The following is an 18,375-nucleotide window of genomic DNA, read 5'->3' on the forward strand; positions in this document are numbered from 1 at the left end:
TCCATTCACAGGCACTGGAAAAATACATGCGTGCCATGTAACCATTACTGGAAAAATTCCCTTCATTCAGAAAGGTATAAAACCATGTCAACTAATTTACAGACTCAGGCACAGCCAAAGTCGTCAACTTTTGCAGATGTACTACGAATCATTCTGGCAATTATTCTGCCACCAGTCGGGGTGCTGTTACAAGTCGGCCTGGGTATGCACTTCTGGTTGAATATCGTGCTCACATTATGTGGATACATCCCAGGGCTGGTACATGCTGTCTGGGTGATTGCGAAGAAATAGTAGTTCACGTCGACAAATTCTAAGATGAAATGAAATCTGATCTGAGCAATTATGTTAGCAATTGTATCGCTTGTTGTAATTATCGTCATTTCCATGATCGTGGTGCGCGTGGCGACTATCGCACTGACTTTGACGGGACTCTCAACCCCGCTGGCGCGCTTCCAGGCACGGTCGGCATTTACCAGCACGGGTTTTACGACAACCGAAACCGAAAAAGTCATGCGGCACCCAGTCCGTCGTCGAATCATTATGATCCTCATGGTATTTGGGAACGCCGGGTTCGTGACAGCAATCTCGTCACTGATTCTATCTTTCATGGGAGCTGAGTCGAATGAAGGGTTGTGGCTGCGTATCGGAGTTCTTGCCTTCTGTTTATCATTACTCTGGATGATCGCTTACAGTGAATGGGTCGACCGACGCATTTCAAAAATCATACAGCGCGCACTGCAGCGTTGGAGTGACCTGGAAATACGTGACTACGCTGGATTACTGCATCTAACTGGTGATTACATCGTGGTTGAATTGAATGTTAAAGCAGGTGACTGGCTGGCAAACACTCGATTGAACCATTTGAAACTGGCCGACGAAGGTGTGCTGGTACTTGGGATAGAAAAGCCGGATGCCTCCTACATTGGAGCACCCCGCGGGGATACTCAACTGGAAGTCGATGATACGGTTCTGCTTTATGGAAAAGCCAGTGTTTTGAAAAACCTGGATGAACGAAGAACCGGTGCAGCCGGGAACTGGGAGCATCACAAAGCCGTGGATGATCAAAAACGAAATGAGCAGAACCAGGCAAAGCCGGTTTGATCATCATGTTATCTGGAAAATTAATCGCATTGGTAAACTGAGATGTTGCCCGATTGGTCCAGCAGTCCAATTTGATCTGCATGATTCGATGCCAAAACGGCAATTGGATCTGGTGAATTCAGTGTCGAACTTTTGATCATTTCCAGCTTCTGTTGCTGCGTCTTGTAAATCTCAAGTGTTCCACTGCCACTCACGATCAGATTGCCTTTGCGATTAAAACAGGCGATCGGATCATCCAGGCCTTCTCCGAAGGAGCAGGTCGTATTTGGACCATAACCAGACCAGATCACTGTGCCTCCCTGGTCAAAAGACAGTGCAATACGGACTTGAGTATTGGGCGTAGATGCAACCATCGACTTGATCGGGCGATGGAACTCTTCAAAATGGGCCTCTTGCGAGTCTAAAATTCCAAGCTGATTGCCTAAAGCAAAATACAGTTTATTCCGGCGTTCCAGACAGGGGATGGGAATCTGTAGTGTGAGATCCTCTAGTATCGGAATGGTGTGGCTCGCAATCAGATAACCTTGCTGGTTATATGAGCTCGTCAGCAACTGATTTCTCTGGATCGCCAGATTCCAGGAAACCCCATTCAAGGACCCTGGTGTTGCTCCCAAAATAATATGTGACAGACCTTTAATGTCTCCCACTGTTACACTGTCTGGAAAGCGATCATTCTCAGGAAATGTCTGGTCTTTAAAATTGTCGCGTGCAGTAACCGCACGCACCATCAGACTGTGATCGGGTGTGGTAGATCCGGGGATCAGCAGAATAGGATAAGCATGTATGTCACCGGGGCTTAAAGACCATTTCAAGCGGTGATGATCTACTGTGCCATCCCAGAGGCAACGTTCAACCACGAGACTGGTATCATGGTACCCGGCTGCAAAAATGGAGTTACCGAGACAGACAGCGGTTTTCCAATCGACTTCTTGAGACAGTTCAATTGTGCGAACCAGATTGATCGCTGAGTTTTGTAACCGGCGTTTGGGAGCCTTTGGTTTCTGTTTGATTTGCTGTAAATACCTGCCTGTATCTCGCTGCAATAATTTATCTGACGGAACCAGTTGGCTTAAATGGGAAAGCAGTTCTTTTTTCTGACTGTTATTGGCTTGTTTCAAACTTCGTGAGACTAAAACACGCGCATTTTCTTCTGCATGTTCACAAACAGCGCGATCAGGGTATGTTGTTGTCGTCTCCGTTAGAAACTGGACCAGCGGCAGCCTGTCCGAGAGTGTCAGGTTCATCTCAGACAGATCATGAATCTTCTGGTGTGCACTTTGATGAAAGCCATGCTTTGTGTACAAGCCAAACAGATTCTCCAGGCAGCGCTTTGCCTGGGAAGAGTGGGGCCAGCCTGCTTCCAGTTCCTCGATGGCTTCATCGGTGGCATGCAGTTTCTCTTCGAGAATTCGTGAAGCTTCAATATGAGACCTTTGTTGATGGAAATGGTCTACCGCCTGCCGATACGATTTGACGGCTGCTTCATCCTGATCCAGCTTGCGATGCAGATCGCCGACTTTTTCATACTCCTTTAGTTCTTCATAGTGTGCGATGGCTTCGGCCCACAGCCCCCCCTGGATCAGGCACTTCGCAGCTTCTTCCGGTTTGTTTAGTTTTTCTTTGTACAAAGCAGCGGCTTCACGCCATTGACGGCCTGCTGCCAGAGTTTGGGCAGCAGCGCCATAATCACCGAGCAGATGTGCATAAATATAAGCGGCTCGACGGTAACGTCCTAGCTGAATTTCCCGGTTTGCGAGTTCGCGATATCGTTCCAGGAGTTGCATCTGAAAATCGTATGGAATGTCCCAGAAATCTGCAGCGCCTCCTCCCATTTGAGAAAGATTAAAATTGATGTCTCGCATGCTTAATGAATCAGAGGGGGGCGCGATGCCACGATAGCCTCCATCTCCCCCCATCGGGAGTGCAAAACGCAGACCCTCATCAGGGTTCTCCTCCAGCAGATTGAGCAGTCGATTGATTTCCTTATTGCGTTTTGCTTCATTAGGCTTGAATGCGTTAAACAGATTCTGGCTTGCCCAGTTTTCCAGATGGTTAATCCAGGTCGGCGGACCTGATGTTTTCGTGGGAACATATTTCGTCAGCGAGAGGATTCCTTTGGCAAGCCATTTGGTGGGTAATTGCAGGGGATTCGGGATTTCATCAAAGGCCGATTCGTTCGGAGCTTTGGGAAGTTTATCGAGCGAAGGAGCGTCTGAACCGATTTCCTTTTCTTCCTGCCCAAAGAGTGATGAAAAATCGGGAAGTTCAATTAACGAAATGGACCGCAACTGAGACAAAACGGCATTCCCCGGGATCGTATGAATCCAGTCTGTCTGCCGATTAAAATCACCGAATAAAAAATCAGCAACGGTTTTTTCATCTTCAGGCTCAAACGCCACCAGCCCACATTGGGGATGCCAGGCGTAAGTATATTGCTCAGACAACAGTGACTGGAGCTCACTATTTGTGACCTCGGGGAAAATTTGTGCTTCAACCGGCAGGAAGAGACGTGAAGTCGTTTGCCCATAGGGGATTCCTGCGGGAGCGACTTGCTCCAGTGAGTCTTTGTTAGAGATGACAAGCAATCCGCATGGTTCACGATTTGTAATCGATTGAGGAATCAATAGCAGACGCAACGAATGATGCGGTACATTCCACTGGGAAATTATCGTGAGCCAAGCGGCAGGGGAATTACCTTTAAGAAACCAGGCAACGGTCTTGCGTCGTGGCCTGGAAGTATATTGAAATTGTAAGGTTTGCATTTTCACGAAAGATGCTCCACAAACTCCTGGATGACGGAATCGAAAATTTCTTTCGGGTCACAGAGATCATGCTCACCACAAAAGTAGGGATCTCCCCAGAAACGGTTGTCAGCACACCAGCCAGAGACGAATTTCTCAACCAGCACAAGCGTGACTTCCGTGATTGACAGGTCAGAGCTTTGTAAATGCAGCATGCCTCGTGAGTCCAGAAACGCCTGAGATCCATCGTCCCACGTCGCGACGGAAAGTTGACAACCGACATTTCGATCGGTCTTCACCGGTTTAAACGTTTTGAGCCGCGTTTCGTCTAACGCTGATAACTTGTGATGAGCGAGTTCGATTTTGTTTTGAGACTGGTTGTAGTCCAGCCGCAGATATATTTGCTTGTTCGATTTTAAGACCAGCTTGCCATCGCTGGTGATGATGATTCCAAGAAATTTCTTGCGAACATTCACAACCGTTTTTTTCCAATGCGCCGGTTGATCAACCCAGGATTGAATATCCCGGAAATCTGTTTTGAGCTCCGCCTGCATACTATACAAGTTTAACAGGCAGTATTCCCACTTGTACGAGCGATGTACTTTTAAAACAACAATCTGGCCATCGGCTGAAATATGCTCCGGAGCAAGAGAGTCAACAGTAATCGAATCCATCAAGGGAATGACTTTGGTTTGCTCCCGCGCAGGGAAATAAATGGTTCCATTTTTTCTCAAAATGCAGACGGGGCCGGTGTCAGGGTCACGTTCGAAGATGGTGACGACTTCTCGCGGAGAGATTTCTCCCAGTGCGAATTCTGTCAGTATTGGTTCGCCTTTGACCATGTCATGAGAGAGTGCAAACCATTTGCTGCGATTTGTATTTCTAAAAAAACGATCACAAACATATTCCAGGTTTGAGGGATAGTGACAGGAGCCTGCGCGTTCTCCCGTAATGGCATCCACAGTCACAATCGTATGAAAGGAATCATTGATGCAAAACAGAAATCCCTGATGCGCACAAATCGCGGTACATTTCATCTGTTCCAGCTCAAGTGAAGTGTGTGAAACGTCCTGTTTTTCAAGGTCAATATGAACGATTTCAAGTTCGCTGTTCTGAAGTTTTCCAGTAACAAGTGACACCCGACCTTCCTCGGGGAGCCCGGTCTTCCATTGAATCCAGTCACCTTTGAGGTGGGGAATATCATAAGCGAGCAAACTGGCACCAAAGCGTGAATTCGACCAGAATAATAACAGCCCCGAATAAGTGACGCCTAATTGCCCATAACCTGGAACCCACCAGGTGGTCCGCTTACCCTGATGAAAACCATACGCCAATCGCAATGGGAACGGACGCATGGAAAAGATCGCGGGTAAATGTTCAATCCCTGTTTCTTTCGTAATGGCCGAGACAGATTTCGGGGAATTTGAAAAGATTTCTTCCAGGTCCAGATGCAACTTACAAAGTGTTTTGATCCCTCGGGAATTCTTTTCCAGCAATTGAAATTGACCATCACGTTTGACCGTCGCGATATGCAGTGTGTCGATCTCAGATTCTTGAATGGCGTATTGTAACTCGGGATCACGCCAGACATCTTCTGTCGTAATCAATACCGGCTCGGGATCGAAATCAGTCTGCTGTAGCTGTCGGATGAATTCAGAGAGCGCAAACGCCGGATGCAGGTAAGTATCCAGCGTCTGTAACAGTTCCTCCAGACCTTCGCGAGAAGTGAGGTCGACCGGTTCCAGCTCATTTTGGATCGCCCGAAAAGCCTGAAATTCGTTTTGGGGGTCGACCGTCGCTGCCAGTGCCAAAGCAACAGCCGCAAGGTAGACTCGCGGTATCCCCCAGGTTCGAATACCACAGTCGATCAGCAGGGTACGGCAGCGATTCGGGGGGTGTGGCGAAGCTTCGCGACGCAAATATAAAGCTTCATTGACGGCCACGCGAACAGTCAGGGTTAAATCATCGTTTGCCAGTTCACTCAACAGCAGGCGATCCAGCGGGCCTCGGTTGCAAATATCCGAAACACCGCCATGCGTGATGTCTTCCGGTTCCGAAACCGGGCGGGGAAGCGAAACAGCCGCCAATAAGTTTTGTGCTAATTTTGCTAGAATCTGGTGTTCTTCCTCATGTTTGAGTTCAGAAATGAGTTGCCGAATCTGTTGGGCAAAGGGAAGCTCCAGTTCGACTGGTTGAGGGAGTTCATCCAGGCCGGTCGATTGTCTTAATGGAAGCTTCTGCGGATCAAGTTGGTCGATGCCCTTGAGAAAACTGGCAATATCTTTGAGTGTCAGATCATAACTGTTTGGTGGAAAATCAAGGTCTGAGTCCGTCTGAAAATGAATCTCTTCCAGACCAGACGAAAGAATTCCCAATATTGCATGAGCCGTTTTCGGAGAGGTACGGTTAGGATAGTTTTCGAAAACGACTTCTGCAATGATTGCTTTGCCTTGAAGCGAGGAACGCAGTTCTCGAGGGATTTTCTGAATTTTTTGGAATCTTCTCTCTAGATTGGATATAGATTCTTCTTCATTTGATTTTTGACTTTCATGGAGCAGGATTGACCTTAGCACCTTGAAACTATTGAAACGCTGTTTCAGGATCTTGATGTTTTCTATTCTGTCTCGCATTATCGCGATCAGAATCAGTAATATTTCCAGTGGAGGGAGACCCAGAGGCGCGAGGTGTGCTGCAATTTCAGCCAGTTCCTGTCGAAACAGAATTGTCGATCCGTCGGCCCAGACAATGACTTCGCCTTCATCATCCCAGCGCCAAAAGGAATTAAGTGTTGGAGTCAGATATTTTTGAACCTGTTTCTCAATTTCGCTCATGGGTCTTTCGGTCCAGCTGATTAAAAATTCGGTTCACTGGTTTTCACAAATTGCTGCAGCGAAAGTCGGACCGAGGAGCGTGACAGACGCACAAACTGATCTGCGCGTATGACTTCCCTCGATTGATCAGAATGCAGCAATACGAGATCCCCTTTCGAGAGCTGGAACAGGTCTCGCAGAACTTCCGCATTGACTGGTGGCGTCCAGGTCCAGCCCGCTTCCACCGCGACCCCCTTTGACTCGCAAAAGTGGGTTCCTTCAATCGGGGGCAGGGGGGAACCGTAGATCACAGCACGTTGTTGTGCGTCAACGACATATAAAAGTGGTGCCAGCCGAACCTGGGCACAATGACTGACAAACTCTGATAACTGGACAAGTGAAGTGACCACCACGTTCGCTGGTTGAGTTGTCTGGCTGCGTTTCAATTCCAGAGCGATACGCTCGGTGGAAATCCCTGCGAGCGACGATTTTTCTAATTGGACTGAATACCAGGCTTGAATTGGCGTCCATTCGCCCGTTGGCAAGTAACCCTGGGGGACGTGCTTGCCGGCGGGAACCAGCTGCTGTTCTTCCATCAGTGTGAAGATTTCTCCATCCGGAATCGAGCGGAGCAAACGCGATAATCGTTCATCCATTTGAGAGCCGCGTAACCAAAGATGGCTTGGGGATTCAGCCACTTGAATTCCGGGAATCAGCCTGAGATGTCCTAGAGTTGCAACGTTTTCAACAGGCAAACGCAGCACCCACTGTTGTTTCATAGATCTGTCCTGACGAAACGATCAGTCTGTTTCAAAAAAGTCTGCAGTACAAAGCGAAAACCTTTTTCGTTTCCCAGTAGGAGCTTACTCAGAAAGGATGCGCAAGCGATCACGTAGTTTTTCGAGTTTTTCTTCCAGGAATGATTTCTGTTGTTCTGATTCCACCCATTGACATCGCGAAGCGAGCAGAGTGACTTGATCCTGGAATTGCGTTTTTTCGATTTCGGTCAAATTATCATTTGCGCATTGCTGTTCCAATTGATCGATATCGCGGACAAGCAATTCGGGATCGGGAATCGTTGTTGTTCGAGAACGAGGATGTCCCGTTTGTTTTTCTTCTTCACTTGCCTGTTCCAGTGCATCGGAAACCAGGGATGCTAAAATTTCTATCTGTTCTTCCGTGTGCCAGATCGAACGCAGAATCCAGAAGTCCGTCCGGTTCACATTCAGGCGTCCGGAAAGGATGGCGCTGGCCGCCAGCAGACGTTGCAGTTTGACGGCACGGCGATCAGAGACTGAAATGCCTGCTCTCCGCATCCGGTGAATCAAAGCGACATAATCTGATTGCACCGTGGAAAAGTCAGCCTTGTCGAGAATGAGCTGCATCATCCTGATGTCATCAATCGACATCGTCTCAAGCGGCGCTTGTTTGTCGGCATCCAGTTTCCAGCCGGCGGTCAAAACCTGTGACAGCTGATCTGGCTCGACATTCTCACATTGAACGCGCACTAGAAACCGGTCAAAGAGTGCGCCCAGCGCGTTATCTTCAGGGAGATGGTTGCTCGCCCCGACTACCATCAATGTGGGCAGAGAGCGGGTTTCTCGACCCCGACGAAAGACGCGCTCGTTAAGTACCATCAGCAGGCTGTTCAGGATCGCGCTGTTGGCATTCAGGAGTTCATCCAGAAACACAAATGTAGCTTCCGGGAGCATGCCTTCCGTATTGGTGATCAATTCTCCTTCCCGTAATTTTCGAATATCGAACGGCCCAAATATTTCGTTCGGTTCGGTAAATCGGGTGAGCAGATAGTCAAATACATTGCCTTCAATCCGCCGCGCCAGATCCTGGACCAGCGCACTTTTGGCCGTACCGGGTGGCCCCAGGAGGAAGAGGTTTTCTCGGGCCACCAGGCAGATTCCAAGCAGGTCAATGATCTCGTCTTTGCCGACAAATGTTTGTTTCATTGGCGACAAAATGGTTTCTTTTAGTTTCTGGCCGAGTTGGAGTCCTTCCAAATCAGTTTCTTCTTGAGTTGTATGATTCATTGCTGCTGACAAATTCATTGATTGAAGTGCTGGGAAATATTGGGCGCCAGTTCAGGATACATTCCCCACGATGCCTCTACAAGTGTTCTCACTCGTGGATCTTCCAGTCGTGAAATATCGCCTGTCGAAATGATTCGGTCACAGTAAAGCCGCATGAGTCCTGGTGATTCAGAAAAGCCATCAATTTGAACCGGTTTTTGCAAATTACTGATATTGACTGAAGATAAAGGCCAGCGAACGGCCCAGTCATGAAGATGTTGGACTAGAGGATCTTCTTCCATCGCAGATTTTGACAAACGAAATAAATCAGGTAAAAAACGAAAAATAAGATCGACTGAATAATGCGTTTGTGGCGTATCAGTCAATTCCTCCAGACGTTGGAACTCAGAGTCGATCAACTGCGGTGGTGCATCGCGCGAGACGGCAAACTGACAAGCGCGAAAAAAACAATAAGCAGCATTCTGCGCATCGGGAACCGAAAATGGCGGCATCTCCAGGGGCATTTCCAGCCGATATTGTTTTTCAAAATCAACCAGAATTTCATCCGCAGTTTGAATTTCTGAATCGGATAGCTCTCCAATTTCAGGCACGTGTACGATGCCGTCTTCGAAGAGGGAAGAAAAAAAATAGGCATAATTGCTCATGCGATAGTATCCTGTTGAAGGCATGGCTCAGCTGATCTCAGCATCTGATTCAAGACTGTATCATAGCAATAAAGGTGACTCGAGTGTATGAATGCAAGACGTTCCCTGCATGTCTTGCCAACAATGTTTTCGTGTTCGGAAGTGATTATTTATTTGACGTGATCGTCAGACTGGCACAAAATAGCTCTTGGCCACGGTGCGAAATTTCGTTTCTCAGTCATGTCAGGCCGGCTAACACTTCTTCACAATCAACGGTTTACTGTTCCATTCTATAATTTACGATCGGTTACATGTGACATTCTCATCACGATTAAATGAATCGGAGAACTGGCAAAAATTCCGCCACGGAGTCCATTTTCTGTCACGACTCGTATTATTGATTTTGGTGGTCGCCGTTGAATTGCAGGCAGAAGAGCAAAACCCGTTTTTACCAGACGGGGTACAGGAAGAGGGGTGGCCTGCAGTACGCGGAGTCCATTTTGATGCGCATTCTTCCGAAATTCATCTGGCAGACAGCTGGCCGGAGGAAGGGCCTCCTGTTCTATGGGTGAAAGATTTAGGGCAAGGATATTCGGCGTTTGTTGCACAAGGAAATCGGGTTTATACCCAGGCCCAGACATTACAAGGTCAATCTGTGTATTGCCTGGATGCGCGCACCGGGAAAACAATCTGGCAGTACCGCTATAACTGGCCTTACGAACTGGCTGGTGTTTATCCGGGACCACGCGCGACGCCCACGCTGGCTAAAGGACGTTTGCTGTTTGCAGGACCGAGTGGACTGATTGGGTGTCTGGATGCGGACACGGGGCGATTGCATTGGTCACGCAATGTCGTAGAAGATTTTCAAGGCAAGGGGGGGACCGGCTTTGGTTACTCTTGCTCTCCGACCGTTGTGGATGAACTGGTAATCCTGCCTGTGGGAGGTCCGGGAGCGAGTCTGGTTGCCTTGAATTTATCCGATGGCTCGACCGTCTGGGCGTCTGGCGATCAACCTGCCAGTTATAACCCTGCCATGCCGCTCGTTCGAAACGGACGGCAACTGGTCCTCGGTTACCTGGAAAATGCGATCGTGATCCATGATTTGAAATCCGGGGAACTGCTGCTGGAACACGAATTATCACAAGGCTATGACGAACATTCTGCCTGGCCGATTTATCGAGAGCCGTACTTGTGGGTGGCTGCTCCGTTCAAATCCGGTTCGCAATTGTTTGAGTTGCCTGAAGAATGGGGGCTGCAGCGTTCCCTGAAAAACATCTGGCGATCCCGCACCTTATCCAATGACGTCCTTTCCAGCGTACTGGTTGGTGATCAACTCTATGGTTTTGATATCTTTGATCAACAGTCGAAAACACAACGGCCCTCACGTGGGAAATTTCGTTGCATCGAATTTATGACTGGCACGGAATTATGGGAACAGGGTTCGGGGCGACCCGAGCGATCCAATAATGATACGTCAGACGAATTAGGCCAGGCGGGGATTATTGTTGCGGATGGTAAGCTGATCCTGTGCAATGAACGCGGCGATTTGATTTTGTTGCGAGCGAATCCGAATCAGTGCGAGATTCTGGCTCGTTGTTCTGTCTTGACGGGAGAATTGACCTGGACTCCCCCTATTCTACACCGTGGTTGTGTTTTTGTTCGCAATCAATCCCGGGCGGCTTGTATCTACGTAGGGGAACCTGCATTGTTGCCTCAAAACCAGTCCACACTCAGCCTGGCCGAGATTCCCCAAGAGCAATACTACGACTGGGCGGGGCATATTCTCACAGTAGAGCCGGAGTATGCGTTTGATATCCCATCACCAGCCTGGCTAGTAAACTGGTTCTACTGGTGTATGGGACTGCTATTGGCCAGTCTTATTATCGCTACGGGTCCTGCTTATTGTGTCGCTCCTGCGCGTCGGATGAAGACGTGGATCATCGGCTATCGCTTTCTTGCATTTAGTTCAGGTGCTTTAGGGACCACCTTTATCAGTGATTGGACACAGGAATTTGTTTTTACCTGGCCTCTGTGTCTGTTTATTGCACTGGAACCGGTTCTGGCGAGCGTTCAATTTCGCAATCTTAAGAAAACATCATTCTGGCGGGATCGTTTGCCGTTAATCTGCTTTCTGTTTGTCTTCGTGCTCTATTTTTTACTCTGCCGCCGACTTAGTCTTGTGTTTGAGTGGGCATTTCTCGCAGGGCCGATTGGTGCACTTCCCATTGGCTGGTGGGAGTGGCGGATAAACAGGAAGTCTGCCGGTAAGCTCTTGGCTTTTGTTACCTTAAAGCTGGTGACGTTTGCCTGCTTTTATGGAAGTGGTGTGATCGTCTTGGTGCTGAAATATTAGCCAGGCCCTCTGGTTCGATTCTTAGTCATTCTGCAAGTGACCAGCATCATCAATGATGATGAACAGGGTTACTTTTTGTCTGCCGGTTTTGTGACATTGACGGTGATCAATTTTGACCAGACGGCAAATTTGGTATTGGCGGGGGCGGCTTTCTTTTCTGTCGATTGCGCCGTTGCGGTTGCTTTTGCCAATGCCTGTTCTGCGCGAGCAAGTAGATCGGGTTTCGCTTTCTTCTGTTCAACCTCTGATTTGATTTGTGTTACCAGTTTTTCGAGTCGTTTGACTTCGGCAGCAGCTTCAACGCTGGCGGGTAGATTATGTTGATATTGCGTCACGCCGACTCCCAGCAGGGCGAATTGATATCGCCCCGGCTCGACTTTGAAATTCCCGGTCGGCCTGAAGTCGATGACCAGCGTCCCTTCAGTTTCTTTCTCACTTATATTGACTGTAGGAGGGCTACGTAGCATTCCAAACAGTTCATGCGGTTCTACTGTCAGATTTCCGGTTCGCGAGCCGCTTCCCGTGAGCTTGATCGGGATTTCCAGCTTCTGGTTGAGTTCAACGTTCCATTCCTTGTCTTCTACTGGTGACAGAATCACAGGCGCTGTTTCGTGTTCATTCACTCCCAGCGGCATGCGCATCGTGAGTCTCGAACGTACGCGAATCGAATCAGCAAAAATATGCCCCCAGATCAGCGAAGCAAATTTTGCTTCACGGACCACCGGCTGGTTGTTGATCTGAGCTTTGCCGACGATGCGGATTTCCCCGGCCCAGGATTTGGCAGATTCGTCGGCTGAAATGATCAGGATTCCCTCGTCTGTTTTACCACTCAACGTCAAAGGCTTCGCTGACACACCCTGGGGTAAATTTTCCGCGGTGATCACGATGTCGCCGGTAAATCCATCCTGGCGTGGAGCGACGATCCGCACTCCCCAGTTCGCACCCCGTCGTAAGAGCGGGGTGACTGAATAGCCTGTCCTCCCTGTCGGTAATGTGCGTTCTGTTGTGGCGATCAACTGAAAGTCGTGCTTTGGTTCGCGAATCGCCAGACGATACAGGTCTGCCGAGCCTCCACTACCAAACTGGTTAATAATAGTGACTGCATACTCGCCATCCTGTTCCGCAACAAATGTCGCCGAAGCGTCATTGGTGTCGAGATTGATGGCATTCTTTCTATGGACACTAAAAAATGAGGGCGGGTCATCATTTTCCGTGATTTTTTTGAAGGTCTTTTCTCCCGTTTTGGATTGAGTGATCTGGTGAATTTCCAGATAGGGATCGACTTTGGATGTCATTCGATCAGCGATGACTTCAATGCAGTATGTTTTGCCTTTTTTCGCTTGAAAATGAAAGACATCTTCATCATTGGGCTCGTCGAATCGTCCGGCGATTTCTGTGGGAATCGAAACTGTTTGTTGATCCAACTCTGGTTTTTCCAGTGTGACGGGTGCTGTCGCAAATCCGATTTTGACGGTATTTGAATTTTCGAGCTGATAGTCAAAACCATTTAATGAACCCTGGCGGGGTGTGCCGGGTTGGAAACTGCCCGGGGGAGTTGGAACGTCAGGTAGCTGAATTTCCACTTCCACGGATTCCAGTTTTTGGCCATTTCGATAAACCGATTTACCGAAGCTGCCGCCGGGCAAATTGCGTCCATAAATCGTATAGGTGTTTCTTGACCCCGGTTCGCCGGCGGGGGGGAATACAAAATCGATGTGCGGTTTGTTGGAAACACTCAAGCGATAAAAGTGCTCCGATCCCCCGCGATAGAGAATATCTGAAATTGCCAGAAAGAATGTCTCGTCCTGTTTAGGCTGGATTTCGAGAAACGGATCGCGGCCATGCCAGTCCCGATTGCGGGCAATTTCGCGCCCTTGGGAATTGTACGCCACGATCTGCCCATCCAGTCGAGAATCGATTCGCTCTGCGGTCAGTTCAACGAGAACGCGTTGGCCTGCTTTCGCGTTAAATTGATACCAGTCAATCCCCCGCGCAGGGACATCGCCAGTGATCACTGAATTGAGCTCCACAGGCATGGCTGTTTCGCGTGTTGCATGATTTCCCGTCTCAGGAACTTCCCGGCTGTCCGAAGCTGCAACGACGAAAGGTCGTGCCGTGGACAAGCCGAAATAAGAAACGGCGCGTGCCTCGTAGATTCCCGGCGGGACATTGGGAGAGACCGTAACCGTGAACTGGGAGCCTTGAACTCGGGGTTCAGGGTGAAATTCATCGGCCGGCAGCATGACGGGTTTCGCTGTGATTCCCGGATGAGTGAATCGTAGTTCCGATGCATTATCCAAATTTGAGCCTGAAATTTTCAGTTCAACAGTTTTTCCTGCGGGTGCAGCAAAGGGCTGAATCCGCCGCAGATCTGCTGTCGGGAGCTGCGCGAATGCAGTCTGCTGGTACGATACGATCAGCAACATCATCAGAAGATAAATGGCGCGCGGCTTGATCTGTTTGATTGTCTTCATGGGAAATTCACTCGTTGAGCTTAATGATTGAATAAAAACTCTTTGGTATTGATGACCACCCAGATGATATCTTCGTAGGCTTCTCTCTCAGCCTGCTCCAGTGATAATTTCTGAGGGTCGGCTTTTGACTGGTTTCGCTTCTTGGCCAGATGCGCCAGCCCCGTCTCAAGCTCGTTTTGAGTCGGTTGCCGTGATAACGTGTGTTGATACAGTTCAGTGATGTGAGTGCGGTCATCCTTCTTTTTGTCGCGTGCCAGTTGAAGGGCACGTCCATCGGATGCTGTCAAAATTTTCTGCATCGTATCGGAGTTGATCAGATGCAGACTCTGAGCCAGGTCAGCATTGGCAGTCCGTTCGCACTCGCAGGCGGTATCCATTTGGGGGCGTCCAAAGACACGCAGAAAGAACGATTCGACATTCGCCGAGTCATCCGGCAATGCGACCGCCCGCACTCCCACCGGTTGGTGATTGAAATTATTCTTTGCTCCCGCAGCATCATTCATCGCATCCAGCATGATTTCAGCAGAGAGGCGACGCGGGTAATAGCGTGCGTAGTTTTGATCATCATCCCTGTTATATTCATTCGGGAACGAACTGAGCTGGTAAGTCCGGCTGTTGCAGATCGTACGGCAGACCTCTTTCAAATCATAATTCGATTTGACAAAGGATTCCGCCAGCTGGTCCAGCAACTCCGGGTGTGTCGCGGGATTCGTAACGCGAATATCATCTTCCGGTTCAACAAGCCCTCTACCTAAAAAGTGCTTCCAGTAGCGATTCACCAGGATTTTGGCGAAAAACGGATTCTCCGGTGCACAGACCCAGTTGGCCAGATCAATGCGCGGGTCCCGTTGAGCCGGGATCTCTAATGCGTCTCCATCAAGGGGCGTCGGTTTGAGTTCCTGGTTGGTGTTCGGGTTTTTGGCAACCGCTACGATACGCTTATGGTAGACGATGTCATCTTCCGGCAGCTTGTAAACTTCTTTGCGTCCTAATGTGGTGAAGAATGCCTGAAACCCGTAGAAATCATCCTGGCTCCACTTTTCATAGGGGTGGTGATGACACTGAGCACACTGAATTCGAACTCCCAGAAAAACTTGTGCAATGTCGGCCATTTGATCTTTAGGGTCTTTGACAGCACGGTACCAGGAAACCGCCGGGTTAGTGCCCGGTTTTCCTCGTGCAGTGATTAATTCCGTGACAAATTCGTTGTACGGTTTATTGGTTGAAAGGCTGGTACGAATCCAGGAATGAAAGCCGAAAGTTTCTCGAGCAATCTGCTCCAGATTGCCTCCTGCCTTATTTCGCAGAATGCCTGCCCATTTAGAAGCAAACAGATCGGCATAGCCGGGACTGTCGAGTAATTCGTCAATTTTTCGCGCCCGTTTATCAGGCCTCTGATCTGCCAGAAAATCCTGAGTTTGTTCTAGCGTCGGAATTCTGCCGGTGATGTCTAAAGTCACTCGTCGCAGAAATGTGGAATCATCGCATAAGGGGGAAGGGGGTAAACCTAACACGGCCAGTTTTGCGAAAATATGTTCGTCGATAAAGTTTTCAGGTGATGGCAGGTTTGGGGTCGGCTTGCCTAACGGGATTGTTGTCATAAAAACGGCAACATGTTCTTGAAAGCGAACCATCACCGATGTCGTTCCGGTGAGATCTTTGAGCTGGACCACGCCGTGGTGATCCACTTCGGACATTTTGGGTTGGTTCGGTTTGTACTCTGCCATGCGGGTAATGTCCCGCGTTGTACCATCAGAGAAAAAAGCGGTTACGACAAGCTGTTGCGTTGCATGGACTGGAAGAACGCGAACCTGGGGAAAGATTTCGATCCGTTCCACCGTCGGTTCCGTTTCCGGATTGTACTGCATTCCTTCTTGAATCCAACGGCTGATCAGTTTGACTTCTGCACCATCTTTTTTGAATCGACTGCCTCCGCCATGTGGGAGATCACCGGTTGCTTTTCTCAGCAATAAACTCAATTCGGGCGCTCCCGGATTGATGCGGCGTCCCACAGATTCTTTCGTGATATATTCAAAGTCATTCACTGGTTCAAAACCGAGCAGCGAAAGATGGAAATTATTTTTTCCGGAGGGAGTTCCATGACAGGCGCCGCTGTTACAGCCGCCGCGAGTCAATTGTGGAATGACGTCATTGTAAAAACTAACGGGACGGCGCTTTTCAAACGATGAGACACGCACAGGGATGTTGAGCGGTGTTGCTGAAGCGAACTGTGCAGAGATCGTCGCTGTACCATTGGCAAGAGGGGTGACGTAGCCCGTTTTGCTGACTTGGACAATCCCCTTTGGTTGAACCTGGTAGGTCACTTCTCGTGTGACATCACGAACAGTCCCCGGTTTTTCTTCCAGGGTGACCAGTAACTGTTGCCGGGCGTCCGGATCACTTAACTCAATCACTTGTGCCTGATTCGGAATATACCCTGTAAGTTGGCCTGCATAAGACAGGGAAGGAGCCCCTCCAGACAGAATTACCAGGTAGGCAGCGATCATCAGAAGTATGGATTTGAATTTCATAAATCTTCCCACAGTCTTCAAACCAGCGGAATTGCTTCTCATCAGTATTGGAACCAACCAGCCTGACTAAAAAGGCCTAAATTGGCTACAAAACCGTATTTAACGACAATTTGACTGATTTCAATTTTAATTCCTAGAGATTCTGAAATAAATTGAACTTGAATTTCTATTCTAAACGATGCAATATACATTACAATACGTTGATGTGTACTTGTTGAGAAGTAATAAACGAGATTTTTTCGATTGGGAAGATAATAATGAGTGTGAGATCTTCAAAAGGTCGCTGCGCTGGCCCCATGAAACGCCGTACGTTCCTGGAAATTGGTGGATCGAGCATGCTTGGTCTGGGGATGTGCGATTTACTTCGTCAACAGGCTTTGGCGAAAGCGATCGGGGATTCTACGGAAGACACTTCGGTGATTTTTGTCTGGCTTCCCGGCGGTCCGCCTCATATGGAAACCTATGACATGAAACCAGGGGCGCCGGCAGAGTATCGGGGCGAACTGGATCCGATCCGGACGAACGTGCCTGGTCTTGATGTGTGTGAAATGCTTCCCCAGCATGCGAAGATCGCAGATAAGTTCACACTGATCCGCTCTATTCATCATGAATTTGCCGATCATGGTGGCGGACATAAACGGTTGATGACAGGTCGCATTCCTGCAACACCCGTGGGAACGATTAATGACGCTCCCGCAGTCAGCAGCATCGTAAAAAAAATGCTGGAGAAAAATGGCAACGAAATGCCGGTCTGTGTTTCTGAAGTGGATTCCTCTCGGGCGAACATTGATACATTTGCGATGGGACCGGCCTATCTCGGACCTTCCTCAACACCGTTCATGGTGGCCGGCGATCCCAGTAATCCCGATTTCAAAGTACAGAACATCGGCGTCAAAGCTTCGATGGAAACCCGGCTGGATGATCGGATTGCCATGCTGAAAGGGATTGATAAATTCCGGCGTGACGTCGATAAGAGCGGCTCAATGGAAGCGATGGACAGCTTTAACCGTCAAGCCATCGATATGTTGACCAGTGAAAAAGTACGCAACGCATTCGATCTTTCCAAAGAGCCAAAAGAAATCCGCGATCGCTATGGCTGGAATGCGTATGGTCAGCGGGCCATTTTGGGGCGACGGCTGGTGGAATCAGGCGTGAGATTTGTCACAATGGTTTGGGAGCACCCATTTCCCGGGAAACCAACACCCAAAACGGCTGCCTATAACTGGGATTCGCACGCCGTCAATGCGCATCTGTTTAAAGATTGTGATTGGCGTTTGCCTCCTTACGATCAGGCTGTTTCAGCTCTGATTGAAGATCTCTATCAGCGTGGCTTGGACCGTAGAGTCTTGCTGGTTGTGACCGGTGAATTTGGACGGACTCCTAAAATTTCGGTTCAACGAGGAACGCAGACCGGAGTCATGCAGCCCGGTCGTGATCACTGGCCGAAAGCAATGTCGGTTCTGGTTTCCGGTGGCGGAATGCGAACCGGTCAGGTGATTGGTGCGACAAATCCCAAGGGAGAATATCCGGTTGAACGCCGTTTGACTCCCAATGATCTTTGGGCAACCGTGTACCGGCATCTGGGAATTGATCATGAATTTGTATTACATGATCTCCAGGGGCGCCCCGTGCCAATTTTGCCGTTTGGTAAGCCAATTCGCGAACTTCTGCCAACCTCGGCTTGATTCTTTTTCTTT

Annotated in this window: 11 protein-coding genes; 4 read left to right on the forward strand and 7 right to left on the reverse strand. The window is 49.0% G+C overall.

Translation table 11 applies throughout. From position 1 onward, the window contains the following. Positions 1 to 84 precede the first annotated feature (84 nt). Together Pan241w_RS08290 and Pan241w_RS08295 are read left to right on the forward strand one after the other, a co-directional pair. Positions 85 to 291, forward strand: a complete 207-nt coding sequence (locus Pan241w_RS08290) for a YqaE/Pmp3 family membrane protein (protein WP_145213669.1) — start codon at positions 85 to 87, stop codon at positions 289 to 291. A 51-nt stretch (positions 292 to 342) separates the two neighbouring features. Next, complete coding sequence (locus Pan241w_RS08295) at positions 343 to 1,101, forward strand: TrkA C-terminal domain-containing protein (protein WP_145213672.1); 759 nt, start codon at positions 343 to 345, stop codon at positions 1,099 to 1,101. Positions 1,102 to 1,121: 20 nt separating this feature from the next. On the opposite strand, the gene Pan241w_RS08300 is transcribed toward Pan241w_RS08295, so the two are convergent. The 5 genes from Pan241w_RS08300 to Pan241w_RS08320 all read right to left on the reverse strand — a co-directional run bounded on the left by Pan241w_RS08300 (position 1,122) and on the right by Pan241w_RS08320 (position 9,341). Next, positions 1,122 to 3,863: a hypothetical protein gene (locus Pan241w_RS08300; protein WP_232107471.1), complete on the reverse strand. Its 2,742-nt coding sequence runs from the start codon at positions 3,861 to 3,863 to the stop codon at positions 1,122 to 1,124. A 2-nt stretch (positions 3,864 to 3,865) separates the two neighbouring features. Beyond that, on the reverse strand, positions 3,866 to 6,673 hold the full coding sequence (locus Pan241w_RS08305) for a hypothetical protein (protein ID WP_145213678.1): 2,808 nt from the start codon (positions 6,671 to 6,673) through the stop codon (positions 3,866 to 3,868). Between the two features lie 20 nt (positions 6,674 to 6,693). Next, on the reverse strand, positions 6,694 to 7,431 hold the full coding sequence (locus tag Pan241w_RS08310; RefSeq protein WP_145213681.1) for a hypothetical protein: 738 nt from the start codon (positions 7,429 to 7,431) through the stop codon (positions 6,694 to 6,696). A gap of 84 nt (positions 7,432 to 7,515) precedes the next feature. Beyond that, positions 7,516 to 8,616 (reverse strand): AAA family ATPase, encoded by a 1,101-nt coding sequence (locus Pan241w_RS08315; RefSeq protein ID WP_198000403.1) that lies wholly within the window; start codon positions 8,614 to 8,616, stop codon positions 7,516 to 7,518. Positions 8,617 to 8,711: 95 nt separating this feature from the next. Continuing rightward, positions 8,712 to 9,341, reverse strand: coding sequence for a hypothetical protein (locus Pan241w_RS08320; protein ID WP_145213688.1), 630 nt, complete (start codon positions 9,339 to 9,341; stop codon positions 8,712 to 8,714). 292 nt (positions 9,342 to 9,633) lie between these two features. Between Pan241w_RS08320 and Pan241w_RS08325 the strand changes: the two genes are divergently transcribed. Continuing rightward, positions 9,634 to 11,673, forward strand: a complete 2,040-nt coding sequence (locus Pan241w_RS08325; protein WP_198000404.1) for an outer membrane protein assembly factor BamB family protein — start codon at positions 9,634 to 9,636, stop codon at positions 11,671 to 11,673. A gap of 68 nt (positions 11,674 to 11,741) precedes the next feature. Here Pan241w_RS08325 and Pan241w_RS08330 read toward each other — a convergent pair whose 3' ends face one another. Then, complete coding sequence (locus Pan241w_RS08330) at positions 11,742 to 14,147, reverse strand: hypothetical protein (protein ID WP_145213694.1); 2,406 nt, start codon at positions 14,145 to 14,147, stop codon at positions 11,742 to 11,744. Between the two features lie 20 nt (positions 14,148 to 14,167). After that, complete coding sequence (locus tag Pan241w_RS08335; protein WP_145213697.1) at positions 14,168 to 16,678, reverse strand: DUF1549 and DUF1553 domain-containing protein; 2,511 nt, start codon at positions 16,676 to 16,678, stop codon at positions 14,168 to 14,170. Between the two features lie 257 nt (positions 16,679 to 16,935). On the opposite strand from Pan241w_RS08335, the gene Pan241w_RS08340 reads away from it, so the two are divergent. Then, positions 16,936 to 18,363, forward strand: coding sequence for a DUF1501 domain-containing protein (locus Pan241w_RS08340; protein WP_145213700.1), 1,428 nt, complete (start codon positions 16,936 to 16,938; stop codon positions 18,361 to 18,363). Positions 18,364 to 18,375: the final 12 nt, after the last annotated feature.

Source organism: Gimesia alba (genome assembly GCF_007744675.1).
GTDB lineage: Bacteria > Planctomycetota > Planctomycetia > Planctomycetales > Planctomycetaceae > Gimesia > Gimesia alba.